A 26929-nucleotide genomic window follows, 5' to 3' on the forward strand; every position below is an offset into this window, starting at 1 on the left:
TGGAATCTCGAGGACACAAATTTGTACGTTACGCTGATGACCTTATGATACTTTGTCGTAGTAAACGGAGTGCCTCACGGGTTATGGAATCGATCACAAAATTTGTTGAAGGTAAGCTGATGCTTAAGGTCAATAAAGAGAAAAGCGTCGTTCGTCATGTATCCAAGATTAAATTTCTAGGCTATAGTTTCTACAATTACAGAGGGGAGTGGCGCTTATGACGAATATGGTAAGCGTTATTTTGATTCAAATGGAATCTTGTTAGGTGATTATGAGCAAGGTTGGGAACGTAAACTTCCAGAGGATATATCGTGGTTGGATGGAAATGACTGGGATTGTGTGATGACGATCCCACCAAATGGATGGGGATATATGAAAGATTGGTCAGGATTATACACAAAAACTACAGATGACATCATTGAATTATTGATGTAATCGGTTTCCATGAATGGAAATTTTGTATTGAATTCTGGGCCAGATGGTTTAGGGAATATGCATCCTGGGGACGATGTAATTGCAAAAGAATTGGGTGAATGGATGAAGGTAAATGGTAAAGCTGTACATGCTGTGCGTCATGCTGATTTTCCTAAAACCAACTATGGTTACTATACACAAAAAGGCAAAACACTTTATTTGACTGTGGTTAATCGGTCAAATAATGGTGTAATACGTATACCTGTAATTAAAAATTCGAAAGAAATGCCAGTTAATGTTTTAATTTTAGGAAGTAGCTTTACTGATTTGCTAGTTAAACATGCTGATATTGGGTATGATTTGGATAAAAACACGTATTATGATGTAATTATTCCAAAGGAATACAACAGTGATCGAGCTTTTGTTCTTAAAATGCAACTGGGCGAGCCTCGTGTAAATTCGAGTAAATTAATGGATGCTAAAATGTAATTTCAAAAGTTTATAGCGTTATGAGATGTAACATACTTGTTTCAATATCACGATTTATTCTTACAAAGTTTCAAAAATTACTATTTTTCGTTCATGAAAAATCTAACCCTCTTAGTAGCTTTAATCGTATTGAATTTTAACTTTAAAAGCTTACAAGCCCAAGATTTTAATCTTTTAGAAGCGGAATTTGCTAAATCAACCATACTTCCAAAACATCATTACGGTTTTTACTTGTATGACCTGGATAGTAATAAAGCGGTCTTTGGCAAGAAAGAAGATCAGCATTTTACACCAGCATCTAATACCAAAACCTATACGTTATTTAGTTCGTTGAAACATTTAGGAGATTCAATAGCTGGAATTCATTATGTGGAAAGAGGCGATTCGTTGCTGTTTTGGGGCACGGGTGATCCTACATTTCTTCATCCAAAATTGGATTCAAGACGTGTGTATTATTTTCTAAAAAATACAGGAAAGAAACTGTTTTACGTTGCTCAAGAAACGAGTGAGCCAGCGTATAGAAATGGCTGGTCTATTGAGGATTATCAGGAATATTATCAGTCAGAAATTTCTACGTTTCCGATATATGGTAATGTCGTTAGATTACAAGCTAATGGTAATGGTTTGGTAGCAACACCAAATTATTTTGCTAAGAACATTGATATTCGAGAACGCATGCATCGCAGATTTGGGGTGTCTCGTCATTTGAACTCCAATAAATTTGAGATGTCAAATTTGAATGTACCGAAGAACTTCAGTACAAGCAAGCCCTTTATCTGGTCTGATAGTTTGGTTGTTCGATTATTACAAGATACGTTGCAAAGAGAAGTTGGGTTGCTGAAAAGTTACGAAAGACCTGCTGATTTGAAAACCATGTATTCGACAAGTCGCAATGTGGTATTGCGTGAGATGATGTTACCAAGTGATAATTTCCTAGCGGAACATTTGACGATGTTGGTTTCGGATAAGGTTTATAATGGCTTTTATACGGATTCTCTTCGAAGCCACATGCAAAAAGAGTATTACAATAATTTTCAGGACACCATCTTTTTGAGAGACGGTAGTGGTTTGTCGACTTACAATAAGATTACCCCGCGTAATATGGTTGATTTATTAGTAGCCATCAAAGATTTAATACCAGATGAGAATCAGCGTTATCTATTTTTTCCGGCAGGTGGCGTTGATGGTACGCTGAAATCTGCTTACGCGTTGGATCAAGGGGTAGCATTTATTTGGGCTAAGACAGGAACAATTAATTCTGTGCATTGCCAATCTGGTTATATTGTGACACGTTCGGGAAGAAAATTTGCTTTTTCTTTTTTGAATAATAATTATGCAGTTCCAACATCGTATATTCGAAGAGAAATGGTTAGAATAATGACTTTTATTCGCCAAAACTTTTAAGAAAAATATCTGTTAGCAAAGGCAACCTTAGATTCAAATGGAAGAATATATTAAGAACGATAAGAAACTCATTCGTTCATGGGCAATGTTTGATTGGGCAAATTCAGCTTATAACCTTGTAATTACTTCTACTATATTTCCAATCTATTATATTGCTATTACTAGTTCAAGTACAGGTGGAGATGATTTTGTTAATTTCTTTGGTTTTGAGGTTATTAACACTGTATTGTCTAATTATGCTTTAGCCGCTGCATACCTGTTGATGGTCTTAGCTTTACCATTTCTTTCTTCGTATGCAGATGCAAAAGGTAGAAAACTACAAGTGATGAAAATGTTTACCTATATAGGTTCTATTGCGTGTATGGGATTGTTTTTTTTCAAACTTGAGACATTAGAGTTAGGGATAATATGCTTTACATTAGCCGCAATCGGATACATTGGTGGTGTTGCCGTTAATAATTCGTATTTACCTATTATTGCAACTCCCGATAAGCAAGATGAGGTAAGTGCTAAAGGCTTTGCCTATGGTTATGTAGGTTGCGTTACAATCCAAGTAATTTGTTTTGTATTTGTGCTAAAACCAGAATGGTTTGGTATTACTGATGCTTCCTTTCCTGCTCGGTTATCCTTTCTACTGGTCGGAATCTGGTGGCTTGGATTTTCTATAATCCCATTTCGTGCATTACCTAACAATACGCTATCTGTCATTGCGAACGGAAATTCATTGTTTGGTCGTGTAACTTCTGAGTTCAAAAGCGTATGGAGTCAAGTGAGAGCGAATGAAGGTATTAAGAAATTTTTACCAGCTTACTTTTTCAATTCTGTGGGTGTGCAAACCATTATGGTTGTAGCGACTATGTTTGGTCAGAAAGAACTGGAACTAGAACAAAAATCATTAATTACTATTATTATTTTAATTCAATTGGTTGCCATCGTTGGTGCATTTATTATGTCCAAGTTAGCACGAATCTGGGGAAATATTGTGGTGTTGCTTTTAGTTACATTACTTTGGGCAAGTATTTGTATATCTGCGTATTATTTGACGAATGCAACGCAATATTATGGATTAGCTATCATGGTTGGTTTATTGATGGGAGGAATACAATCTTTGTCTCGCTCAACTTATTCAAAGATGTTGCCGGACAACTTAGAAGACACGACTGCATTCTTCAGTTTTTATGATATCACAGAAAAGTTAGGGATAGTGGTAGGTCTAGTATGTTTTGGCTTGATAGAACAACTCACACACAATATCAGATACTCGGCGTTGTCATTATCGATTTTCTTTATTTTAGGATTTTTGCTATTATTGAGGGTTCTTAAATATAATTCTAGCTTAAAAGCACGTGTCAATGAATAGAAAAGTGGAATTGTTTATTCCTTGTTTTATAGATCAACTGTATCCTGAGACGGCTTTTAATACCGTAAAATTACTGGAGAAGGCTGGGTGCGAAGTGATTTATAATACAGAGCAAACCTGTTGTGGGCAACCAGCATATAATGCAGGTTTTTGGGATCAAGCGAAAGAAGTTGGATCAAAATTTTTGAAGGATTTTACTGATAGCAACTATGTCGTTTCACCTTCCGCTTCCTGCGTTGGGATGGTTAAAGGTGGCTATGACGATTTGTTTACGAATTCTATTGAACATAACACGTGTCGTAATTTGCAGCGCAATATTTTCGAAATTTCAGATTTCTTGGTTAATGTATTGAAGAAAGAATATTTCGGTGCGGAGTTGGTGGGTACAGCGGTTTATCATGACTCTTGTTCTGCACTTCGAGAATGCAAAATAAAGAATGAGCCACGTAAATTGCTTTCGCATGTTGGTGGGCTCGACATTGTAGAAATGAAAGACCAAGAAACATGTTGTGGATTTGGAGGTTCATTTGCTGTGAAATTTGAAGGGATATCGAGTGCGATGGCAGAGCAGAAAGTACGAAATGCGCAAGCAGCAAATGCAGACTATATCATTTCGACAGATTCATCATGCTTATTGCAATTGCAAGCATATATTGACAAACATAATATTCCAATCAAGACAATGCATCTTGTTGATGTGTTGACTTCGGGTTGGGCAAACATATAAAATACATACTAATACTTATAAACATGAATACAAGAAGGGATTTTATTAAAAACTTAGGATTGGTTGCTGCGGGGGTAACAATTGCACCATCCTTAGATTTATTTGCTGCTAAGAAATCATGGTTCGATATTTCGTTAGCAGAATGGTCGTTGCACAGAACAATTAACAAAGGTGATCTTAAAAATATTGATTTTCCACAATTTGCTGCTGAGAAATTTGGCATTTACGGTGTCGAATATGTAAATCAATTTTTTAAAGATAAAGCTCAGGATATGACTTATCTAAAAGATTTGAAAAATCGTGCAAAATCGAGCGGAGTAACGAATGTTCTTATCATGGTAGACGGAGAAGGTAATTTGGGTGATGAAGATGAAACAAAACGTTTAAAATCTGTTGAAAATCATTACAAATGGATTGATGCAGCAAACTTTTTAGGATGTACATCAATTCGTGTGAATGCTGCAGGTAGAGGTTCAAAAGAAGATGTGAAAAAACGTGTCGTACAAAGTTTATCTACATTAGCAGATTATGGCAAGAAAGCTAAAATCAATGTCACTGTAGAGAATCATGGTGGAATATCTTCACATGGCGACTGGTTGGCAGATGTATTAAAATCAGTTGGAAAGAAAAATTGTGGTTCTTTGCCTGATTTTGGAAACTTCTATGAATATGATCGCTACCAAGGAGTGACAGAATTAATGCCGTATGCGAAAGGAGTTAGCGCAAAATCTCATGTATTTGATGCAAATGGAAATGAGCGTAACATCGACTACGATAAGATGATGAAGATCGTAAAAGATGCTAAATATAAAGGTTTCGTTGGTATTGAATATGAAGGTTCGGAATTGAGTGAGATTGATGGTATTATCGCAACTAAGACATTATTAGAGAGATACAGATAAGCGCTTATGCTGAAGAATTGCTTTCTTACTTTCATCCTCCTATTTCTCTGTAGTGTCTCTTTTGGGCAAAATCTACAGAAGATGCAAGTTTGGCAAGATAGTTTGTACAAAATTGGACAAAATGTATTTGCACAAACAGCGGAGGTTGAACGAATAGAAAGCAATTTTTTATTTGTCAAAACTCTTGTTTCTGCATTAAAAGAGCCCAACTCTTATTTTTACGACTTCCATAAGCTGAATATGATTTCAGCCGTCCGCTCTCCCGACGATAGTTTCCGAATCTTTACATGGAATGTTCCACTTCAAGATGGATCTTATCTGTATTATGGCAGTATACAATTTAAATCAGGAACGCTCAAACTAATCCCTTTATTGGATAAAACATTCGAAATTGCTGATATCCATACGAATGAATTAAATAATAGTGTTTGGTATGGAGCACAGTATTATGAAATTGTCTCTTTTCGTCCCAATCAATACTTGTTGTTAGGCTGGAAAGGGCATGATGCAATAGTAAGTAAAAAAGTAATCGAGGTGTTGACTATTGATCCGCAGGGAAAAGTTAAATTGGGAGCCACAATTTTTTCTGATAAACCGAAAATAACACGTAAAATTTTTACGTATGCGAAGCAAGCAACGATGCTTTTGCAGTATAATAAAAATGATAAGAGAATTGAATTTGATCATCTCATCCCTTTAGAAGGAGGCAACAAAGATCAAAATGTGCCCGACATGTCGCATGATGCTTATGTCTTGCGAAAGAGCGATTTAGTGTTGCAAGAAGACATTACTATTTTAAATTTGGAGCATTAAATCGCCGATTATAGTTGTACCTTAATATTTTGAATAGTAATGAATGCGCTGTAATTTTTTTGCGAGGTTAGGTATATGTTCAAAAAAAAATCTTTTCTTTGTCGGTGTAACTAAATAAAATTTTTCATTTTAATCAATGATTATGATTCAACAAAACGAAGAATTATTAGAGCCGCATTTGGATAAATTGGGTGCCAGCAACAAGCAGGTATTCGGTCATCCTGCAGCTTTATTTGTCTTGTTCTTCACAGAAATGTGGGAGCGTTTCAGTTATTATGGTATGCGTGCCTTATTGACTGTATTCTTAATTACAGAAATTACTAAAGGTGGTTGGGGCTGGTCCAATGCCGATGCCATGAGTTTATACGGTTGGTATACTGGATTAGTATATGCAACGCCAGTATTAGGTGGTATAATTGCGGATAAATTGACTGGATTTAAGAAAGCGATCCTTATAGGTGCTTTATTAATGACATTGGGACATGCCTCTATGGCGTTAGAGGGATTTGAAAAGAATTTCTTCTATATCGGTCTTGGTCTAATGATATTAGGTAATGGTATGTTCAAGCCGAATATTTCGTCGATGGTGGGTCAATTGTATCCAGACAAAAGTTCGAAAAAAGATGCTGGGTACACGATTTTCTATATGGGTATCAATGCTGGTGCATTTTTGGGATCATTATTGTGTGGTTACTTAGGAGAGAAAATCGGCTGGCACTATGGTTTCGGCTTGGCTGGTGTTTTCATGTTCTTCGGAATGTTGCAATTTTATTTTGGACAAAAAATATTTGGTGTAATCGGGGATAAACCGAAAACAAAAGAAGAATTAGCGGCTGTTAAAAAAGATGAAACAGAAGAAGTTTTGCCTAAAAATGTAGTAAAAGATAGATTATTTGTCGTAGCTGTCTTGATGATTGCGAGTATATTTTTCTTTTTAGCGTTTGAACAAGCAGGTGGATCATTAAGTATTTTCGCGAAAGATTTTACTCAACGTGTATTGGAAGGTAGTGCTGCAACATCATTCAAATGGATAGATGCGATTTTGACTATTTTCCCAATAGTTGTAGTTACATATGTTTTATTATCCTTATCTAAGAAAATTTTTAATGATTACCCTTTAACGATCTTATTTACTTTAATTTCATTTGCTTCGATCGCTGTATTGGGCTTATGGAAAGTACAGAGAGAGTTTACCTCTTTGGAAACAGAAGTAACAGTTTCGTGGTTTCAAATCTTGAATGCTTTCTTTATCGTAATGTTTGCTTCAGCAATCAGTAAAGTATGGGAGCGCGTATGGAATCCTTCGGGTCCAATTAAGTTCGCATTAGGATTATTCTTGGTAGGTTTTAGTTTTGTTGTTGTTGCATACGGTGCTATGGATATTCCAGCAGGCGCGGCTGCAGGCGCGGTACGTGTGAGTATGATTTGGTTAATATTAGCATACTTTTTCCAAACAATGGGCGAATTATGTTTGTCACCAGTAGGATTATCGTATGTAAGTAAATTGTCTCCTAAAAAATTATTGGGATTAATCTTCGGGTTCTGGTTCTTAGCATCTGCAATTTCAAATAAAATCGCTGGTGTAATGGGCGGAATGATAGATAAAATTTCTGCGGAGTATTCTTTATCAACATTCTTCTTGATTATTGCAATTATGCCAATGGCAGTAGCATTAATTTTGGTTTTGATGAATCCAATACTTAAAAAGAAAATGCACGGTATTAATTAATATAATTGTTAAAACAACAATAACGCCCATTGTCAAAAGCAATGGGCGTTATTATTTTAAGAATAGAATAAATTATCAAAGGTGAAATCGTATTTTTGATACTTAAATTCTAAAAATAAAATAATGAGTCACACTACAGACGAAAATTTTGCAGCAGAGCTTAGAAAAGAGGGTATAGATGATAGCATGGTGCTTGGGCATCCTTCTGGGTTATTCGTGTTATTTTTCACGGAAATGTGGGAGCGGTTCTCATTCTATGGGATGCGTGTACTGTTGGTTTTATTCCTTACAGCCGCTATTACAGGTGGTAATCCAGGTCTAGGATGGTCAGCAGAAAATGCTGGAGCATTGTATTCTACTTACGCGATGTTGTTGTATATTACCCCAATATTTGGTGGTATTATTGCCGATAGATTTATAGGTTACCGTTGGGCTGTTGTAATTGGTTCCATAGTCATGACTTTGGGACACGTAGCCATGTTCTTCGATGGTACGATTCCATTGTATTCGGGATTGGGATTATTAGTCATCGGAACAGGTTTCTTTAAACCGAATATGACATCAATTTTGTCTGAAATGTACAAGAAATTCCCGCAAAAGAAGGATGGTGCGTACACCATATTCTATATGGGTGTGAATGCAGGTGCGTTTTTCGGTATGATGTTATGTGGCTACTTGGCAAGTAATCTTGGATGGCATTATGGATTCGGTCTTGCGGCAGTATTTATGGGTTTAGGTACATTACAGTTTTGGTTGGCAAAACCACTTTTCGGAACGATCGGTGAAGTGCCAAACAAAGATTTTGCAGTTGTCTCAACTACCAATGATGAAAAAGCTGAAAATGACAAAAGAAATCCTTTCTCTACAATAGACTATATTCTTATTGGCATCACAACGATAATTGGATTGTTATTTGCCTTTGATGCGCCATTGTATGTAATTGGCAAGATAGACTTGTTGCCGTCAGTTGATCTTTCATTCTTGGGTTTAGACACGTTGAGAGGAATGTATGTTTTGACTATTGCAGGTTTACTACTTTTCATCGGATTGATAATCTCGCGCTTGGTTCGCTATGATAAAATTGTACGTGACCGAATGATAGCAGTAATTATATTTGCTTTCTTTACCATCTTTTTTTGGATGAGTTTTGAGCAAGCGGCATCATCACTAGTAATCTTCGCAAGAGATAGTGTTGACAGATCTTTAGCTGGAACGTCTTTAACCATATTCAATACTTTCAATTCGTTATTGACTGTCGTTCCATTAATTTTGATTTCCTACGTATTATATTTATTAGCAAAAGGTACTTGGAAAAAAGCTCCATCTACCAATATCGTATTGGCAATCACATTTGCTTTTGTTTGGATTGTGGCAGCATGGATGTTATACAATGAGTTTACAAAAGAAGCTTCTGAAATTGAGCCATCTTGGTTCTCAATCTTGAACTCATTTTTCATTATTACGTTTGCTTCGTCTATTTCAAAAATTTGGGATTCTAAATTTAATCCTCCAGCAGCTGTTAAATACGGCTTAGGATTGATTATTATGGCAGTTGGTTTTGGATTTTTGGCATATGGTGCACACGGCATCGCTGATGGCGTGAAAGTTTCTATGCTATGGTTGATTCTAGCTTACTTATTTCACACATTAGGTGAACTGTGTTTGTCACCAGTAGGATTATCCTATGTGTCCAAATTGGTTCCCGCACGTATGATTGCATTCATGTTTGGTATGTGGTATTTGGCAATTGCAATAGGTAACAAATTGGCAGCTCTTTTGGGTGGTCAAATTGAAAATATTACAGAAGCATATTCGTTAAGTACGTTTTTCTTAATATTTACTATTGTACCTACAGTTGCAGGTGTGTTGGTAATACTATTACATCCAGTACTCAAGAAATTGATGCACGGCGTAAAATAACACAAAAAGCTCCTGAAATTTCAGATGGCACTGAAAAAGTCCTCTTCAAAAATTTGAGTATCAAAAAAAGGGAAAAAGCACATATTTAACCCACTGAGAATCTCTTATTTGAAGAGTTATTGAATGCTTTCAAATAAACAAAGGATAAGGGCTTATGAGTATAAAAATTCATAAGCCCTTTTTTAGTGGATAGTTTTTCAGTGCCCTCAAATTTCAGGAGCTTTTCTTTTGTTTACTGTTTAGGATGAAACAGTTTTTCTCTACTAAAAATGACTTTAAGGAGCCGTTTATTTTGTTAATTTTGTATCTTATATTTTTAAAATTATAGTGGCTGATAGTATTGTAATAATTCCGACTTTCAATGAAATTGAGAATATCGAAAATATCATTCGAAAGGTTTTTTCATTAAATGTTCCTTTCCATGTTTTAGTGGTTGATGATGGTTCACCAGATGGAACCGCGGATGTGGTTAAGCGATTGATGGGGGAATTTGACGGGAAATTATTTATTGAAGAACGCAAAGGGAAATTAGGGTTAGGTACCGCATACATACATGGATTTAAGTGGTCTTTAGAAAGAGAATATACTTATATATTCGAAATGGATGCAGACTTCAGTCACAATCCCGAGGATTTAATTCGTTTACGTCAAGCTGCTTTAGAAGGTGCTGATATGGCTATTGGTTCACGGTATATCAAAGGAGTAAACGTCGTGAATTGGCCGATGAGTCGCGTATTGATGTCTTATTTCGCGTCTGTGTACGTTCGTCTGATTACAGGAATTAATATTCAAGATGCAACGGCAGGATTTGTATGTTTTCACAGAAAAGTATTGGAAACAATAAAGTTGGATGAAATAAAATTTGTAGGCTATGCGTTTCAGATAGAGATGAAGTTCAAAGCAACCAAATATGGATTTAATGTTGTAGAAGTTCCGATTATCTTCACAGATAGAACATTAGGCGAATCCAAAATGAGCACAAAGATATTTAGGGAAGCTTTTTTTGGTGTAATACAATTAAAATTAGAATCTTTATTCAAAAGTTATAAATAATGAACGAAAATCTTGATCCAAATCCAGAAAGATTGAATCCAACCGACAAGGAAATGGAAAGAGTTTTGCGTCCGCAAACTTTTGATGATTTCACTGGACAAGCCAAAATTCTGGAAAACTTATCCATATTTGTTCAAGCAGCAAAATTACGCGGTGAAGCTTTAGATCACGTTCTTTTGCATGGTCCTCCAGGATTAGGTAAGACGACCTTGTCACATATCATTGCCAATGAAATGGGCGTAGGCATCAAGATTACTTCTGGACCTGTATTGGATAAGCCAGGTGACTTAGCAGGATTGCTAACAAATTTGGAAGAAGGCGATATTCTTTTTATTGACGAGATACATCGTTTATCTCCTGTGGTAGAAGAATATTTGTATTCGGCAATGGAAGATTTTAAAATTGACATTATGCTGGAGACAGGGCCTAATGCACGTTCAGTACAAATCACTTTAAATCCATTTACTTTGGTAGGTGCTACTACACGTTCTGGGTTATTAACTTCTCCATTGCGCGCGCGCTTTGGGATTAATGCGCGTCTGCAATATTACGACGCAAAACTTTTAACGACTATTGTACAGCGTTCATCGAGTATTCTGGGCGCAGCAATTAGTGAGGAAGGCGCATATGAAATTGCACGTCGTAGTCGTGGTACGCCGCGAATAGCAAATGCTTTGTTGCGACGCACACGAGATTTTGCGCAAATTAAAGGTAATGGTGATATTGACAAAGCTATCGCACAATATGCATTGAATGCATTGAATGTAGACGAGCATGGATTGGACGAAATGGATAATCGCATATTGTCTACTATTATTGATAAATTTAAAGGTGGCCCCGTAGGTTTGAAAACTATTGCAACTGCAGTAGGTGAAGATGAAGGAACTATTGAAGAAGTGTATGAACCATTCTTGATTCAAGAAGGTTATATTATGCGAACTTCAAGGGGAAGGGAATGTACTGAAAGTGCTTATAAACATTTAGGGAAGACTAATTTTACAAAGGGAAATACTTTATTCTAACCATTATATCATCTATGAGATTTTACTTGATTCTATTTTTCTGTATTTGTTGTCTAGCTCCAGTAATTGCACAGTATTGTCCACCATTATCAGGTAAATTAGGAGAAACAAAGCGATTTAATATCACAGCTGGATACGGTATTACTCAGCTTTATGGTGATGTGCATGAAAACAATGCAGTAGGCTCATCAGGAACAATAACAGTTGATTATCAAATTAAGAAAGGATTATTGATTGGTATTGAAAGTCAATTTGGCTCATTAATCACTGAAATTACAAATTCAAGTAATGCGATGCAGTCACATAACGATTATTTGGCTGGTGGTTTTAGGGTATTAATGCATCCATTTAGTTTTTTTTCTAAGAAGAGTTACTTACGTTCGTTTAAAGACGTTATATTAGAATCTTTATATGTTGGTGTAGGATCGCTATATATTATAAATCATTATGACTATATATATCACAATCCTGCAGATTATAGTACATATGGTATGGTAGAAGACTACGATAATTCAGGGCTCCCAATATTTAAAGACCGGACAAGAACTTTAATTTTACCATCAATGAATTTGGGCGCTGTATTACCACTGAATAATCAGTTGACAAGTAATGGGCCAGCATTAAGCTTAGTCATTAATTCACAATTTAATATGGGACAAAATGACGTTTTAGATGGATATACTCCTTATTCTATTAATGGTAATCCTTCGAAATCAGCTAACGATTTTTATAACTTTTATTCTTTAGGACTTCGTTATTCGTTCTAGTTTCTTTAAAACTTTCAGTCCTCGGCTTTTTAATGCAGGTGTTTCATTCTTCGAAAGATCTAATTGAATGCGCTGTCTAAGTTCAGAGATCAGCCAATCTTCTCTGTAGATGAGAGAAAATAGAATATCATAACAATTACAACGTACTGCAATAGGACATTCGTTATTTTCAAGCATATCGAATGTCTTATTTAGTAATCTTTCTGTCTCAAATTCTTCCAAATCTTTGGCTACCAATTCCAAAGTCTCCATGACAATCTTCGAAATACTGCGCAAAACACTCCAATTGTTGGACTTAGCATAAACCTGAAAAGTTTGTGTTTTCTTATTTCGTAAACCTTCCTTATCAGCATTCAGCAAAACATGCTCTAAACACCAAGCTGCGCGGAAAGCAGTTCTTTCTATGGGATATAAACACAATTCGTACAATTCTTCAATTGTTGCATAGTGAAGAATTCCTTCTTTAATTACAGAAGCACTATTGGTATATAGTGCTTCTGTGATTTGATCAATTCTTTTTTGTTGCATGTAAGCTATTAACGTGTTAAAGGTCTTTCTTTGTTAATATCAGTAATGTCAACCTCGTTCATTTTGGATTCGCCTAATAAATGTTCGCTAAAATAATCTGCCATCTTCCAAAAGAAATATTCAGTCATATTACCAAAAGCATGTGCTTGTCCAGGAAGTAATAAGAAATCAAATCTTTTGTTGGCTTTGATTAATGCGTCCACCATACGAATAGAATTTGCAGGATGCACATTGTTGTCCACATCACCTGTCGCAATTAACAATTTTCCTTTCAGATTTTTAGCTAATTCTGTGTTTTTTGCAATATTGTATGTAAAAGTAGTATCACCTTTATCCGAAACCACCTCTTGTACACCATGGTGACGCTCAGACCACCAACGGTTATAAATATTGTTTTCGTGATTTCCAGCTCCCGAAACAGCAACTTTGAAGAAATCAGGATAAACCAACATCGCTGCAGTAGACATAAAACCACCTCCAGAGTGCCCTGTAATACCTACACGATTGATGTCAATGAATGAATGTCTATTTGCTAATTGTTCTGCTGCAACCTTTTTATCTTCCAAACCGTAATCACGAAGATTACCATAACCATACGTATGGTACCACTTCGAACGAGCTGGATGACCACCACGATTACCAACAGAGACAACAATGAATCCCATTTGTGCTAGTCGATCAATTCTATCCATACTTCTGCCAAAACTTTTGTTTACAGCTTCGGTTTGTGGACCTGGATATACGTATTGTACCAAAGGATATGTTTTTGTAGAATCAAAATCAAACGGTTTGTACATTACGCCATAAATATCAGTAATGCCATCACCAGCCTTTACTTTGAATGGTTCGGGAAATTTATAGCCTGCGGCGAACAATTGACTCAAATCAGCTTCTTCTAATTTCATGATCAATTGACCAGTCGAAGAATAAAGATTGGATTGCGGAATAGTATTTACACGCGAAAAGTTGTCTATAAAATAATTCGCATTTTCATTTCCTTCCAATTGATGATCGTAATCTCCTGGCGTCAACAGTTTGATTGGACCACCATTTTTATTTACCGCATATAAGAAGTTATAATAAGGATCGATATCTTTTTCTTTTCCATTTGCTTGGAAGAAAAGTGTTCCTGTCGATTCCTGATAAGCAGACAAATCATTACAATGAAATTCACCTTTAGTGATCTGGTGGATTAATTTACCACTGATGTCATATAAGTAATAGTGTCCCCAACCATCACGCTGTGACCAATGAATAAATTGTTTGCCACCAGCAATTAGTTTTGGTTTTTGAATATCTTGATAGACGTTCATGCGTTCTTCAACAAGTACACGCGTTGAGCCATCAACATTCACGGCTACGATATCAATTCTTTTCAAATCACGGGACGAACGTGCAATGTAAAATTCTTGATTGTTGCCAAGCCAGTAATTGATATAGTGTTTGCCTTTGTAATTTTCTTTACTTTGATCTTTATTCCAAAGTGATAGTGTTTGATTTTTGAAAGCTGAAACATTGATTTTTCTAGACTGATGACTGTTGCTATCAAAGATGTATAGCTCACTTTCTGTGGAATCAACTTCACCTGGCATTAAATATTTATAAGTTTCCAGTTCAGGACGTTTTTTATCTACATTATGAATAACCCATAGTGCTGATAAATCGCGATTGTCTTTACGCGTAATGATGAAATGTCTACCATCCGGAGACCAGCTAAGGCGAACGGGTTTACGTTTTTGCTCTTCTTCCAAGATGGATTTACGATCACCAGTTGTTGTACTGTATTGATCGCCTCCCCAAGCATAATATTGTACGCCATCTTTAGTAATCTGATGCTCTACAATAGTCGAATCTTTCTCATCTTTGACAGCTTTCTCGTAATTTTTATAATCCATCCAATAGATATTGTAATTTTTTGCAAAATATACTCTGCTGGTATCTGGATTAAAAATTGCCCAATTTGGTTTTGATTTTTCTTTTGTGGTATCGCTAATTTCTTTAAGTTGCTTCGAAACAATATTATACTCAAAGTGGAATAACTTCTTTTTTAGCGTATCTTTCTTGTTTGTGAGTTTTTTAATTTCCTCTTTACTCTTTACGGTGTCTTTGGTGCTTTGTACTTCAAAACGAACAATCTCATCACTGTTGTCTAAAAATCTAAGATTTTGAATAGGCAAATGTTGCGCGTCAAATGGATTTTTGACTATCGAAGTAACTTTAGCCGCCATCTCGCCATTCTCAAATAACGGACTTTTTTTGCGTGCGGCAGGATCAACGATGTACCAGTTTTTACCTGATGATGTTGCGTATTCATACCAAAATTTATCAGAAAAATTGATGTAATTTGGACGTACTTCAGTTGAGAATATCAGATTTCTCAATTTTGCAGGGCTAAACTTTGCTGCTAACTGGTAATTGGGTTTTACTTCACTTTTCTTCTCTTGCCCTTGTGTAAAGCAAAACGCTAAAGCTAATAATCCCGTAAAAATGTATTTCATAAAGGTTATTATGTATTGTATACTAATTTTCTACTAAAATAGCGTATCTAGATGACGGAAGTTGTATTTGCATGTAAAAATTTAGATAGGGATATACTTTGAACAGAAACACTTCTCAATTGTTATTTAAAAAACTATTTGAAGAATTAATTATCTACACTATGAATAATAAGAAAAGTAAAGACCCTATTCAAAAATATCCGATTCCACCGTTTCCAAAACAACCGCAAGATGTCCCAGGAATTACTTCAAAAATGAATCCATTACCTGACCACGGCGAGCAAAGTTATGTAGGTAGAGGCTTGTTAAAAGACGCCGTATGTATTATAACTGGAGGTGATTCGGGTATCGGAAAAGCTGTTGCCATTGCTATGGCAAGAGAAGGAGCAAAGATTGTGATTTCTTACAAAGATAAGGTGGAAGATGAAGACGCCAAAGATACTTTAGATTGGATTGAGAAGGCAGGAAGTGAGGGAATTCTTCTTCGTGGTGATATCCGCAATGAAAACCAATGCTTAAAGATTGTTGAGAAAACAATTTCTAAATACGGAAGAATCGATATTTTGGTTAACAATGCAGCCTATCAGATGACCTATAATTCAATTGAAGAAATTGATACTATTGAGTGGGATAAAACTTTCGATACAAATATTCGAGCTATGTTTTATTTAGTTAAATACGCAAAACCGCATATGCGTCCTGGCAGTTCTATTATAAATACAACGTCAGTCAATGCGTATGAACCTAACCCAACTTTATTGCCCTATGCCGCTACTAAAGGTGCAATACAAAATTTCACGGCTAGTCTGGCACAAATGTTTATGGAAGATAAATCAGGAATTCGTGTCAACGCTGTTGCTCCAGGGCCGATTTGGACTCCTTTGATACCAAGTACAATCCCAGATCATGAGAACTTTGGTAAGGACAATTCTCCTATGGGAAGACCTGGACAGCCCGCAGAAATTGCACCTATATATGTCTTTTTGGCTTCAGAAGCTGCTTCGTATATTTCCGGCGCAACTATTCCAGCCACTGGCGGACGTGTAACAATTTAAGGAAGTTAATTTGTCTAAAAAAGGCTACTGTGGAAAGTCGCTTTTTATTTTAAGATTGTGGGAATTAAAATTTTAAACCTGATGTTAGGTGTTGCATTCGCTATTTCCTTTTAATTTCATTTTAATTAAAAATTTATATTTAAAAATAATTTCATTATGTTTGGTAACCCTAAATTAACTAAACTTACTAATGAGAATTTTATTTTTGATTTTAGCATTCTTAAATGCTATAAACTTTTTGCCCAAAATAAGCCTGATTGGGAAAATTTCGAGGTATTTGCTGTAAATAAAGATAACACGCAATACCGCGTTACCCTATGCCAATGAAACGTAAGCATTGAAAAATCATTTTTCAAGTTCGCCGTATTATAAATCATTGAACGGCAATTGGCGATTTTATTGGACAGATAAAGTCGCGGATGCACCAAAGGATTTTTATTTGGAAGAAAATTATGCTGATCAAGTAAAACCAATTTGGAAAAAAGGTATGCCAAATCAAATTTCAGGACAGTCAGGATGGACTTTGATGCCTGTTCCTGGCAATTGGGAATTTAATGGTTATGGAGTTCTTATGTATGTAAATATTGGTTTTGGTTTCCCCATCAATCCTCCATATTTTGATCGCGAAGATTCGCCAACTGGCTCGTATAGACACAAATTTGATATTCCAAAAGATTGGGATGGTCGTCGTGTTTATCTACATTTTGAAGGAGGAACGAACTCTATGTATGTGTGGATTAATGGCAAAAAAGTGGGGTATACAGAGAACGCTAAAAGCCCCGCAGAATTTTATATCACAGCATATATCCGCCCTGGAAGTAGCTTGCTAGCTTGCCAATTGCAAAAATTTAGCCACGGCTCATATATTGAAGATCAAGATATGTGGCGCATGAGTGGCATAAATCGTAGCGTTTACTTATACAGCACTGCGCATACGCGTATTCAAGATTTCTTTTCACTTGCTGATCTAGACAACCAGTATAAAGATGGAAAATTGAATGTAGATGTAAATATTAAAAATTACGCAAAAGAGTCGATTCCTCAAACTGTAGAAGTCAGCGTTTTAGATAAAAGTGGCAAGAAAATCTTTACGCAAATCAAGAAAATAGATATCCCTTCTGATAAATTGGAAGTGGTCAACTTTAATGGGACAATCAAAATGCCTTTGCAGTGGACGGCTGAGACGCCAAACCTTTACAATATGTTGATAACATTACGCGATGCGAATAACAATATTGTGGAGACAACATCCCATCGTATTGGATTCCGTAAAGTTGAAATAAAGGATGGTCAACTTTTTGTAAACGGTAAAAAATATTGATCAAAGGTGTTAACTTACATGAATTCAATACTAATTCTGGTAATGTTGTCGATTCTGTAACCATGATTCGTAATATTCAATTAATGAAAGAATTGAATATTAATTCTGTTCGTATGTCGCATTATCCACAGTCACCGCTGTGGTACAGATTGTGCGATGAACATGGTCTTTATTTGGTAGATGAAGCGAATTTAGAATCTCATGGCTTAGGTTATGGACCAAGCAATGTTTCTAACTTCCCAGAATGGAAAAATGCACATTTGGATAGAATAATACGGTTGATGGAGCGTGACAAAAATCATGCATCTGTTATTATTTGGTCATTAGGAAATGAGGCCAGCAATGGTAAAGCATTCTTTGATATGTACGATTGGACGAAGGCAAGAGACAAAAGTCGTCCAGTTCAGTATGAACAAGCTGCCTATGATCGCAATATCGATATTGTATGTCCAATGTAACCAAGTTGGAATGATATGGTGGCAGTTTCTAAAAAGGACATAGGAAGACCATTTATCATGTGCGAATATGCACATGCTATGGGAAATAGTATGGGTAATTTTCAAGATTATTGGGATTTAATTCGATCGAGTAAAAACATGCAAGGTGGCTATATCTGGGAATGGTATAACCATGGCTACAAAACAGTAGATGACCAAGGACGTGAATATTTCGCTTATGGTGGTGATTTGTATGGATACAATAAACAAAATGATGGTAACTTCTGTATGGATGGAATAATTTCACCCGATCAGCAATACTTACAGCATTCGCACATCGTGAAGAAAGTATATCAAAATATATTGTTTGATACAAAAAATGCCAATTCAGGAAAGATTACCATAATTAACGATTATAAATTTATTCCAATTACGCCTAAAGATCATTCATTCAAATGGGGGTTGTTGAAGAATGGCGAGCAAATAGCAAACGGCAATTTTGAAGTAACAATTGCTGCTGATAGTCGTCAGGATGTACAGTTAAATCTTCCAAAACTAAATTCTGAAGCTGGATCAGAATATTATCTTCAGGTATTTGCATACAGCAAAGAAGCCACGAAATTTATTCCGGCTGGATTTGAAGTTGCGAAAGAGGAGTTTGAATTGTCGGGAAACAATTATTTTGCAAACCCAATTGCAGAAGGTGAAGTTGTGCAAAAAAAGGAAGAGGATTGGAAATTGACATTTGTTGCCAATGGTGTAACCTATGAGTTTGGAAAAGGGGATGGTCTTCGATGGGTGAACGGTTCAGGCAAAGATTATATCACCAAGTTTCCTACACCACATTTTTGGAGAGCACCAACGGATAATGATTTTGGAGAAAAAGCGCAGCAAAAATTACACGTGTGGGAAGCAGCTTCTTATTTACGCCAAACCAAATTTGAGGGTATTGAAGAAAGAAACAGAGCTTACGCTGTAAAATATACGATCAAACCAGTTGGTGTAAAAGCGGATGTTAAATTAGTATATCTTGTGAATAAAGATGGAAGTTTAACTATTGATGCGACTTACAAAGCATTAACTGATAATCTTCCTGAACTTCCTCGATTTGGATTCAATTTTGAGTTACAAAATCGCTTCCAAAACTTTACATGGTACGGTCGTGGTCCTTGGGAGAATTATGTAGATCGTAAATTTGATACTTTTATGGGGGTCTGGAAAGGCGAAGTCAAAGATCAAGCTCATGCATATTATCGTCCACAAGAAACAGGAAATAAGACAGATGTTCGTTGGTTAACTTTGATAGATGAAAATGGAAAGGGCATTCGTGTAGATGGTGGTCAACCTTTATCGGTAAGCGCTACAAACTATAGAATGGAAGATTTAGATCCAGAAATGACGAAAAAGCAGCAACATTTCAAAGATGTACTTCCAGCTAAAAATGTCATTTTAAATGTACATTTATTCCAACGTGGTGTCGCGGGATTAGATTCATGGCAGTCTCCTCCATTCGATAAATACAGATTTTTTGGAAAAGAATACCTTTATAATTTTACAATCAGTTTTATTAAATAATATATTCTATTCGTTCTATATTTTTAAGCCGTGCTCAATGAGTACGGCTTTCTTAATAAAATTTCTCATTGAAATTAACCAGAAATAACTCTTTCGTAGCACGGGTAATACCAGTATACAACCAACGTAAAAATTCCGTAGTTAGCATTTCATCTGTCATGTAACCCTGATCAACAAACACCAAAGGCCACTGTCCACCTTGCGCTTTATGACAGGTAATGGCATACGCAAATTTGATTTGCAGCGCATTATAGTATGGATCTTTTTTAATAGCCTCCATACGATCTTTTTTCGTAGCAATATCTTCGTAATCTTTTGCTATAGATTGATAAAGTTTTTGCTGTTCGTCGTAAAGAAGTTGCGCAGCATCTACATGTAGACTATCCAATAGCACGCGACAACGTATCGCGTCACCTTCATTGTTGTCCATGAATTCCAAATACAAATCCGCGAAGCGAAAACCATGCATCTCATGAATATTACTCACTTTTTTAATTACTGCCATATCACCATTTGCAAGAAATCCAGTATGCTTTTCATCATGTTGTTGTAGCCAGTAATAATTATTTTTTACAATCATTACGATATCACCACCAGTTATTTCTTCTTCATGAAAAAGAATTTGATTTCGGATATGTTTATTGTAGAGATTCGAGGATTTGTTCGAACGACAAATTACCATGCAATTTTCTATCCCGTATTTGTCATAAGCATAATGTAAGCCTTCAATAAGTCGGTCACCAGTCATTCTGAAAACATCTCTATAACCTTGTGTAATGAATTTTGGGAAAGTGTATTCGGGTGACTCCTCATCCAACTTGATTTCATTACGAATTTTGGTTGCATTGAAGAGAATTCCGGAGCCTTTGTCTTGGCGTACGACATCGGTCATTTCATACGTAAACACTTCGAGACCATACTCCGCATTTATATAACCAATATCCAAAGCGGGGCTGTAATCAAGACCAACAGGAGGTAGCTGTGCAGTATCGCCAACAAGCATGAGTGTACAATTTTTACCCGATTGCACATATCGAATCAGATCCGATAGAAGACCATCTGAATGAAAAGAAAAACCTTCTGTACTGATCATGGACGCCTCATCTACAATGAATAAAGTATCTTCATGAAGATTTTCCGCAATCGAAAAATCCATCTGCAAAGAAGTGGCGCTTTTTTTTCGGTATATTTTTTTGTGTATAGTCAACGCACGGCGTCCAGAGTAGGCACTCATAACCTTTGCTGCACGGCCAGTCGGAGCGAGAAGGACAGATTTTTTATTTATTCGCGGAAGAGATTGTACTAACGATGAAATTATAGTCGTTTTACCTGTACCCGCATAACCTTTCAGAATAAAGCAGGAATATTTAGAAAAAGTGTGAAGAAAATTTGCTAATAGTTCAAAAACTTGCTCTTGTTGAGGGGTAGGAGACCATTGAAATTGTTGCGAGAGTAAATTTTTTATATACACACCCAAAGTTATTCAAAAAGGTTTGTCAATTCAATTCTAAAAGCTAATTTTGTTTGAGGGCACACTGTTTTAGTCTGTTTGTTAAGCATATTTTACATGAATTACATTTCTGGAGATTTTCATCTACATTATATTCCATCTTATACATTGTATATACAAAGTGATTTGTACAAAGATCATCTGGTTGTTGTAGGTGTTGAAAATGATGTATTGGTTTATATATCTTATGATAATGAAAAACCTTCACTAGAAGCTACTAAAATGCTAAGTATGCCTTTTGAAAAGGTGTATGTGAGCTTGCCGCATCAGATTTTAATATGGGTACCTTCAGAAGTATTTGATCCGAGTGAACTTCATCTATATAAAGAGTATTTTCTTGATACAAAAGGTGATCATATCGAATATTACGATATTGAAAATCAAGGAATCACAGCATTGTATCAAATTGAATCAACTTTAAGAAATAGATGGATAAATATATTTCCTGGAGCGGTGATATTTCCAAGTTTTTCAGCAGTACTCAATCAGGCCTTTAGAAATATTGATTATGCTTTAGAATTGTTAACAATACATATATACGGCAATCAAGCAGATATTTTCCTTTTTATAAATGGCGAAATAAGAATTTACAATACATTTGAGATACAGACGGCTGATGACTTAGCCTATTATGTTTTGGCCATAATGAAGAATTTTGCAATTCAAGGCAAGCTTCAAAAGATAATGTTGAGTGGTGCTTCAAAAGATTCGGAGTGGGGTGAAAGAATAAAGGCATACACTAAGGAAATGGTTGAAATGAAAGCTACCCAAAATTGGAAAATTGTCAATAAAAAGGTGGGCTTGGCAATTAAAGAATTGAATACTTTAGCGGATTTAGCAATATGCGTGTAATAGGAGGAAAGATAGGTGGCATACGTTTAAATCCTCCTTCTAATTTACCCGTTCGTCCCACCACAGATATAGCAAAAGAGGCTTTATTTAATATTTTAGAACATCAAATCGACTGGGATGACTGTAGCTGTTTAGATCTTTTTTGCGGAACTGGAAACATTTCTTTAGAATTAGCTTCTCGTGGAGCGAATGAAGTTGATGCGATTGATATTCACAACAAATGTTTATTTTATGTGAAGGATATAGCAAAACAGTATGATTTGAATATTTCTACACGTAAAGCGGATGTCTTTAAATTTGTGGCTTCTTGCAAGAAAAAATACGATTTCATATTTGCCGATCCTCCGTATGATGTTGGACAACTGCCGCAGTTGCCACAGATGATTTTAGATAATGGATTGTTGAAAGAAGGTGGTATATTAGTATTAGAACATCCATCCATGCGTAAGTTGGTAGAGCATCCATTATTCGTAGAAACCAGGAAGTATGGATATTCTTCTTTCAGTTTTTATCATAATAAATAGATATGAAAATTGTAGTTTTTCCAGGCTCTTTTGATCCATTTACTAATGCACACAAAGATTTAGTCGATCGAGCTTTAAGTCTTTTTGACAAAATTTATATTGCTATAGGAGTGAATTCTTCCAAAAAAGGATTGTTGGATTTCGAAACGCGAAAAGCTGCTATTTTAGAATTGTATAAAGATGAATCCAAAGTCATCGTCGATACATTCACTGGATTAACGGTTAATTATTGCAATAAGGTAAAGGCACAATTTATTTTACGCGGATTGCGTAATGCTACCGATTTAGATTTTGAAAATGCTATTGCGCAAAATAACCTTATACTTGCTCCTGAAATTGAAACGTACTTCCTATTAGCTCGTACGGGATTGTCGCATATTTCTTCGACTATAGTTAGAGATATTTTAGCGAATGGCGGTTCAGTCGAGACTTTAGTGCCATCGGAGGTGCTGAGATTTATAACTAAGTAAGCTTTTTCTATAATAATTTATTTGTCATGCTGAACTTTAGTGATACATCTTAAGTATTTTTTTGTTGTTTCGGAAAACCTCAACATGACAGTCTAATATTTTTTTAAGTTCGGATAAATTTAATCTTATTGCCTTTAATTTTTCCGTTGCTTCCTTCTTTAATGATTTTAGTGGCAACATGTCTTTTGACGGCGATGTAGGCTTCTTTGTCTTTTACTTCAATGACGCCAATATCATCTTTTTCTAGACCATCCAATTTTAGGATATAGCCAACAATATCGGTTTTGTTGACTTTGTCTTTTTTGCCCGCTGAAAGGTATAGCGTCGAGTATGGTGTATTATTCGGAAGGTCCAAACCTTCTTCCAGTATCATTTCTTCCGTATTCTCGGGTAAATAGGGGAAATCATCATCTGGTTTGAGGATTACGATTACTTCCCCTTTGGTGTGCATACGTGCTGTACGACCATTGCGGTGAATGAAAGCATCTTCTTTGCTGGGTAATTGATAATGAATAATTACATCAATTTCGGCAATATCTAATCCACGTGCTGCCAAATCCGTAGTCAGCAAAATGCGGTTACTATTATTTCTAAATTTTAAAATCGACAACTCACGATCGCGTTGTTCTAAACCGCCATGAAATACATCGTGAATCAGATCTCTATCGTCTAGCAATTCCGAAATATGATCTACAGCTTCACGGTGATTACAGAAGATTAGAATTTTCTGCTCGCCAAGTGTACATAACAAATTAAAAAGTGCTCTTAACTTATATTGAACTGGAGAAATTACTTTTTTGTATGTAAGAGCTGGCTTGTTTTCTTGAGAATCTAGATTATCCAACTTTATGGCATTTTCTAGTGTCACAAAGTCAGGTAAAATATCTATATCTGTCGCAGATGTCAGTATTTTCTGTTTTATGTTGGGATGCGCATCAATAATTTGTTTTAATTGATCTTGAAACCCCAATTCTAGAGACTTGTCAAACTCATCCAATACCAAGGTGTGGACATCTGCAGTTGAAATATAATTTCGCTCTAAATGGTAAATTAAACGTCCAGGTGTTCCAATTATTATTGTAGGAGCTTCTTTTAGTGCATTTCGTTCTGTTTTGGTGTCGTGGCCTCCATATACACAAAGAATTTTATAGCCTGTAATAACTCTTTTGATAAAAGATTCAATCTGCAAAGCTAATTCACGCGTAGGAACAATAATTAGGGCTTGGGTCTTTAATGTTTTATCGGTCTGGATTAATTTGGATACTAATAAACTAAAAGCAAGAGTTTTACCCGATCCAGTAGGAGACAATAAAACAAAATCTTGGTTATTTTTGAATTTTTCTAGCGCGTCCAATTGCATGATATTCAATTCGTCAATTTGTAGTTTTTTTAGTATCGATGTGATTTCCATGTTACAAAACTAGACATTTAATAAGCAAACACTATAAATTGTTAAAAGATTGTTAAGATGAAACTGCACTTTAAAGTTTGGCACAAGGATTGATTATGTACTAGTAATTCATAATTTAGGTTAATAATTGGTTAGTTAGAAAGCCTTCAATCTCCCCGGTTGAAGGCTTTTTTAATTTAACGATTAAATAGATAATTATTTACTTATTTTTGGATTAAATACTTTATATTCCTATATTAGTGTCCGAAATACACTAAGTGTATGTTTGAATAAGTCATAAACCCAATTAAAATAAAATGAGTTTAATTATCGATGTTAAAGCGCGTCAAATTTTAGATTCGCGCGGTAATCCAACAGTGGAAGTTGATGTAACTACGCAAAATGGTTTTGTAGGTCGTGCTGCGGTTCCTTCTGGAGCTTCAACAGGTGCGTACGAAGCGGTAGAATTACGCGATGGTGATAAGTCTAAATATTTAGGAAAAGGCGTTCTTAAAGCTGTTGAAAATGTAAACACTAAAATCGCTGAGGCTTTAGTAGGTGTTGATGTATTCGAACAAAATGCTATTGACAAGATCATGCTTGATCTTGATGGTACTGAAAATAAAGGTAACTTAGGTGCTAACGCTATTTTGGGCGTTTCTTTGGCTGTGGCTAAAGCTGCTGCTCAAGAGTCTCACCAACCATTATACCGTTATATTGGTGGTGTAAATGCAAATACATTGCCTATCCCAATGATGAATATCATCAACGGTGGTTCTCACTCTGATGCGCCTATCGCATTCCAAGAGTTCATGATTATGCCAGTTGGTGCGCCTTCATTCTCTGAAGCGTTGCGTTGGGGAGCTGAAGTATTTCATACGTTGAAAAAAATCTTACACGACCGTAACTTATCTACAGCAGTAGGTGATGAAGGTGGTTTTGCACCTACATTTGACGGTACTGAAGATGCAGTAGAAACTGTATTGAAAGCTATCGAACAAGCTGGTTACAAAGCTGGTGAAGAAATCTGCTTAGCATTAGACTGTGCAGCTTCTGAGTTTTACAAAGACGGTAAATACGATTACACTAAATTTGAAGGTGATAAGGGTGCTATTCGCTCGAGCGAAGAGCAAGCTGCTTATTTAGCAGAATTGTCTGTGAAATACCCTATTATTTCTATCGAAGATGGTATGGCTGAAGACGATTGGGCTGGCTGGAAAACATTAACTGAGAAAATCGGTGACCGTGTACAATTAGTAGGTGATGATTTGTTCGTAACTAACACTGTACGTTTACAACAAGGTATTGACGCGGATACAGCAAATTCAATCTTAGTGAAAGTAAACCAAATTGGTTCTTTGACTGAGACGATCAATGCGGTTACATTAGCACAAAATTCTGGTTACACTTCAGTAATGTCTCACCGCTCGGGTGAAACAGAAGATGCTACAATCGCTGACTTGGCGGTAGCATTAATCTGTGGTCAAATCAAAACAGGTTCGGCTTCACGTTCTGACCGCATGGCAAAATACAATCAATTGTTGCGTATCGAAGAAGAGTTGGGTGTTAACGCGCGCTTCATCGGTAAAGATTTCAAATTTGCGATCAAAAAATAAGTTTTTCATATTTATAAAATACCCAAAAGGAGAGACGATAGTTTCTCCTTTTTTGTTATGTGCCCAGCATGGGCAATAACTCTAGGGTGTAAGTCCCGAACACGCCTTTACAGTGGGAAGTGTTAGCTTATGACAAGGGTGTCCAGCGCGAGGTGGAATCTGAAGGAAGTCTGAGGCAAAACTTCGGTCCGACGAACAGAAACTACATACAAGGCCGCAAGTGCTGGGTGAGGCTGCAACACAAGCCAAAGCCCTAAACTGTACGGAAACACTATGGTAAATGTAGCGGATATATGAGGTGAAAGTTATTGTTCTTACCTGGGGAGATCTGACTAAACTCTGTCAAAGGTATACGCGAATGCCCGCGAAGAGACATCTAGCAGAATAATGATGCTAGATGCTTTAGTCAGCAGCCAGCAGAGGACATAGTACCCTGTTTCTCTATTTTCTACAGGGGAAGGTCTGAATGTTAGAATGGCAAAGGAACCAATAAGTTTATGACGAAGCGCTAAAAGCCGAACCACTTAAGAGAACTGCTTAAATGAGGGTAGGT

At 36.1% G+C, this 26929-nt stretch carries 24 protein-coding genes and 1 pseudogene; 21 read left to right on the top strand and 4 right to left on the bottom strand.

All coding sequences use genetic code 11. The features are described 5' to 3' along the window. The 13 genes from FLS47_RS11815 to FLS47_RS11870 form a co-directional block, all read left to right on the top strand. Positions 1 to 221 (top strand): reverse transcriptase domain-containing protein (locus FLS47_RS11815; protein ID WP_262713876.1); only part of this gene is annotated, 221 nt, incomplete at its 5' end. A gap of 37 nt (positions 222 to 258) precedes the next feature. Further along, positions 259 to 435, top strand: coding sequence for a hypothetical protein (locus FLS47_RS18585; RefSeq protein ID WP_223225262.1), 177 nt, complete (start codon positions 259 to 261; stop codon positions 433 to 435). A 9-nt stretch (positions 436 to 444) separates the two neighbouring features. Beyond that, positions 445 to 903, top strand: coding sequence for an alpha-amylase family protein (locus tag FLS47_RS18590; protein WP_223225263.1), 459 nt, complete (start codon positions 445 to 447; stop codon positions 901 to 903). Between the two features lie 93 nt (positions 904 to 996). Further along, on the top strand, positions 997 to 2307 hold the full coding sequence (locus tag FLS47_RS11825) for a D-alanyl-D-alanine carboxypeptidase (protein WP_149914579.1): 1311 nt from the start codon (positions 997 to 999) through the stop codon (positions 2305 to 2307). Positions 2308 to 2344: 37 nt separating this feature from the next. Further along, positions 2345 to 3667, top strand: coding sequence for an MFS transporter (locus tag FLS47_RS11830; protein ID WP_149914580.1), 1323 nt, complete (start codon positions 2345 to 2347; stop codon positions 3665 to 3667). Next, a complete protein-coding gene (locus tag FLS47_RS11835; RefSeq protein ID WP_149914581.1) occupies positions 3660 to 4394 on the top strand; it encodes a (Fe-S)-binding protein in 735 nt (244 codons plus the stop codon). Before FLS47_RS11830 ends, FLS47_RS11835 begins: the two co-directional genes overlap by 8 nt. Positions 4395 to 4417: 23 nt before the next feature. Further along, on the top strand, positions 4418 to 5296 hold the full coding sequence (locus FLS47_RS11840; RefSeq protein WP_149914582.1) for a sugar phosphate isomerase/epimerase family protein: 879 nt from the start codon (positions 4418 to 4420) through the stop codon (positions 5294 to 5296). An 81-nt stretch (positions 5297 to 5377) separates the two neighbouring features. After that, positions 5378 to 6109, top strand: a complete 732-nt coding sequence (locus FLS47_RS11845; protein ID WP_149914583.1) for a hypothetical protein — start codon at positions 5378 to 5380, stop codon at positions 6107 to 6109. 142 nt (positions 6110 to 6251) lie between these two features. Next, a complete protein-coding gene (locus FLS47_RS11850) occupies positions 6252 to 7838 on the top strand; it encodes a peptide MFS transporter (protein ID WP_149914584.1) in 1587 nt (528 codons plus the stop codon). A gap of 123 nt (positions 7839 to 7961) precedes the next feature. Beyond that, a complete protein-coding gene (locus FLS47_RS11855) occupies positions 7962 to 9758 on the top strand; it encodes a peptide MFS transporter (protein WP_149914585.1) in 1797 nt (598 codons plus the stop codon). Positions 9759 to 10085: 327 nt separating this feature from the next. Continuing rightward, complete coding sequence (locus FLS47_RS11860; protein WP_149914586.1) at positions 10086 to 10811, top strand: polyprenol monophosphomannose synthase; 726 nt, start codon at positions 10086 to 10088, stop codon at positions 10809 to 10811. Next, positions 10811 to 11833, top strand: coding sequence for a Holliday junction branch migration DNA helicase RuvB (ruvB, locus tag FLS47_RS11865; protein WP_149914587.1), 1023 nt, complete (start codon positions 10811 to 10813; stop codon positions 11831 to 11833). The genes FLS47_RS11860 and ruvB overlap by 1 nt, the downstream gene beginning before the upstream one ends. 14 nt (positions 11834 to 11847) lie before the next feature. Next, positions 11848 to 12600 carry a hypothetical protein gene (locus FLS47_RS11870; RefSeq protein ID WP_149914588.1) on the top strand — a complete coding sequence of 251 codons (753 nt, stop codon included), beginning with the start codon at positions 11848 to 11850 and terminating at the stop codon, positions 12598 to 12600. Here FLS47_RS11870 and FLS47_RS11875 read toward each other — a convergent pair. Both FLS47_RS11875 and FLS47_RS11880 read right to left on the bottom strand, forming a co-directional pair. After that, positions 12577 to 13128, bottom strand: coding sequence for a hypothetical protein (locus FLS47_RS11875; RefSeq protein WP_149914589.1), 552 nt, complete (start codon positions 13126 to 13128; stop codon positions 12577 to 12579). The genes FLS47_RS11870 and FLS47_RS11875 overlap by 24 nt on opposite strands. Positions 13129 to 13136: 8 nt before the next feature. After that, positions 13137 to 15626 carry a S9 family peptidase gene (locus tag FLS47_RS11880; protein WP_149914590.1) on the bottom strand — a complete coding sequence of 830 codons (2490 nt, stop codon included), beginning with the start codon at positions 15624 to 15626 and terminating at the stop codon, positions 13137 to 13139. 161 nt (positions 15627 to 15787) lie between these two features. Here FLS47_RS11880 and FLS47_RS11885 point away from each other — a divergent pair, with 161 nt between their 5' ends. The 4 genes and pseudogenes from FLS47_RS11885 to FLS47_RS18605 all read left to right on the top strand — a co-directional run bounded on the left by FLS47_RS11885 (position 15788) and on the right by FLS47_RS18605 (position 20014). Beyond that, positions 15788 to 16681, top strand: coding sequence for an SDR family oxidoreductase (locus FLS47_RS11885; RefSeq protein WP_149914591.1), 894 nt, complete (start codon positions 15788 to 15790; stop codon positions 16679 to 16681). A gap of 337 nt (positions 16682 to 17018) precedes the next feature. Beyond that, a complete protein-coding gene (locus tag FLS47_RS18595; protein WP_223225264.1) occupies positions 17019 to 18002 on the top strand; it encodes a glycoside hydrolase family 2 protein in 984 nt (327 codons plus the stop codon). Continuing rightward, positions 17999 to 18742: pseudogene (locus tag FLS47_RS18600) on the top strand (glycoside hydrolase family 2 TIM barrel-domain containing protein); the annotation flags it as partial. The gene FLS47_RS18595 and the pseudogene FLS47_RS18600, both read left to right, overlap by 4 nt. Continuing rightward, positions 18728 to 20014, top strand: coding sequence for a beta-galactosidase small subunit family protein (locus tag FLS47_RS18605; RefSeq protein ID WP_262713877.1), 1287 nt, complete (start codon positions 18728 to 18730; stop codon positions 20012 to 20014). The pseudogene FLS47_RS18600 and the gene FLS47_RS18605, both read left to right, overlap by 15 nt. Positions 20015 to 20066: 52 nt before the next feature. Here FLS47_RS18605 and FLS47_RS11895 read toward each other — a convergent pair whose 3' ends face one another. Beyond that, entirely contained in the window at positions 20067 to 21485 is a 1419-nt protein-coding gene (locus FLS47_RS11895) for an ATP-dependent DNA helicase (protein WP_149914592.1), read from the bottom strand. A 96-nt stretch (positions 21486 to 21581) separates the two neighbouring features. Here FLS47_RS11895 and FLS47_RS11900 point away from each other — a divergent pair, with 96 nt between their 5' ends. From FLS47_RS11900 to coaD, 3 genes are read left to right on the top strand one after another with little or no spacing between them, the layout of a single operon-like run. Further along, positions 21582 to 22376, top strand: a complete 795-nt coding sequence (locus FLS47_RS11900; protein ID WP_149914593.1) for a DUF3822 family protein — start codon at positions 21582 to 21584, stop codon at positions 22374 to 22376. Next, positions 22367 to 22900: an RsmD family RNA methyltransferase gene (locus FLS47_RS11905; protein ID WP_149914594.1), complete on the top strand. Its 534-nt coding sequence runs from the start codon at positions 22367 to 22369 to the stop codon at positions 22898 to 22900. Before FLS47_RS11900 ends, FLS47_RS11905 begins: the two co-directional genes overlap by 10 nt. A 2-nt stretch (positions 22901 to 22902) precedes the next feature. After that, positions 22903 to 23370: a pantetheine-phosphate adenylyltransferase gene (gene coaD / locus FLS47_RS11910; protein ID WP_149914595.1), complete on the top strand. Its 468-nt coding sequence runs from the start codon at positions 22903 to 22905 to the stop codon at positions 23368 to 23370. A gap of 103 nt (positions 23371 to 23473) precedes the next feature. Here the strand turns inward: coaD and FLS47_RS11915 are convergent, their stop codons facing one another. Next, positions 23474 to 24781, bottom strand: a complete 1308-nt coding sequence (locus FLS47_RS11915) for a DEAD/DEAH box helicase (RefSeq protein WP_149914596.1) — start codon at positions 24779 to 24781, stop codon at positions 23474 to 23476. 296 nt (positions 24782 to 25077) lie between these two features. On the opposite strand from FLS47_RS11915, the gene eno reads away from it, so the two are divergent. After that, a complete protein-coding gene (gene eno, locus FLS47_RS11920; protein ID WP_149914597.1) occupies positions 25078 to 26376 on the top strand; it encodes a phosphopyruvate hydratase in 1299 nt (432 codons plus the stop codon). Positions 26377 to 26929 lie beyond the last annotated feature (553 nt).

Source organism: Sphingobacterium cavernae, assembly GCF_008520265.1.
Taxonomy (GTDB): domain Bacteria; phylum Bacteroidota; class Bacteroidia; order Sphingobacteriales; family Sphingobacteriaceae; genus Sphingobacterium; species Sphingobacterium cavernae.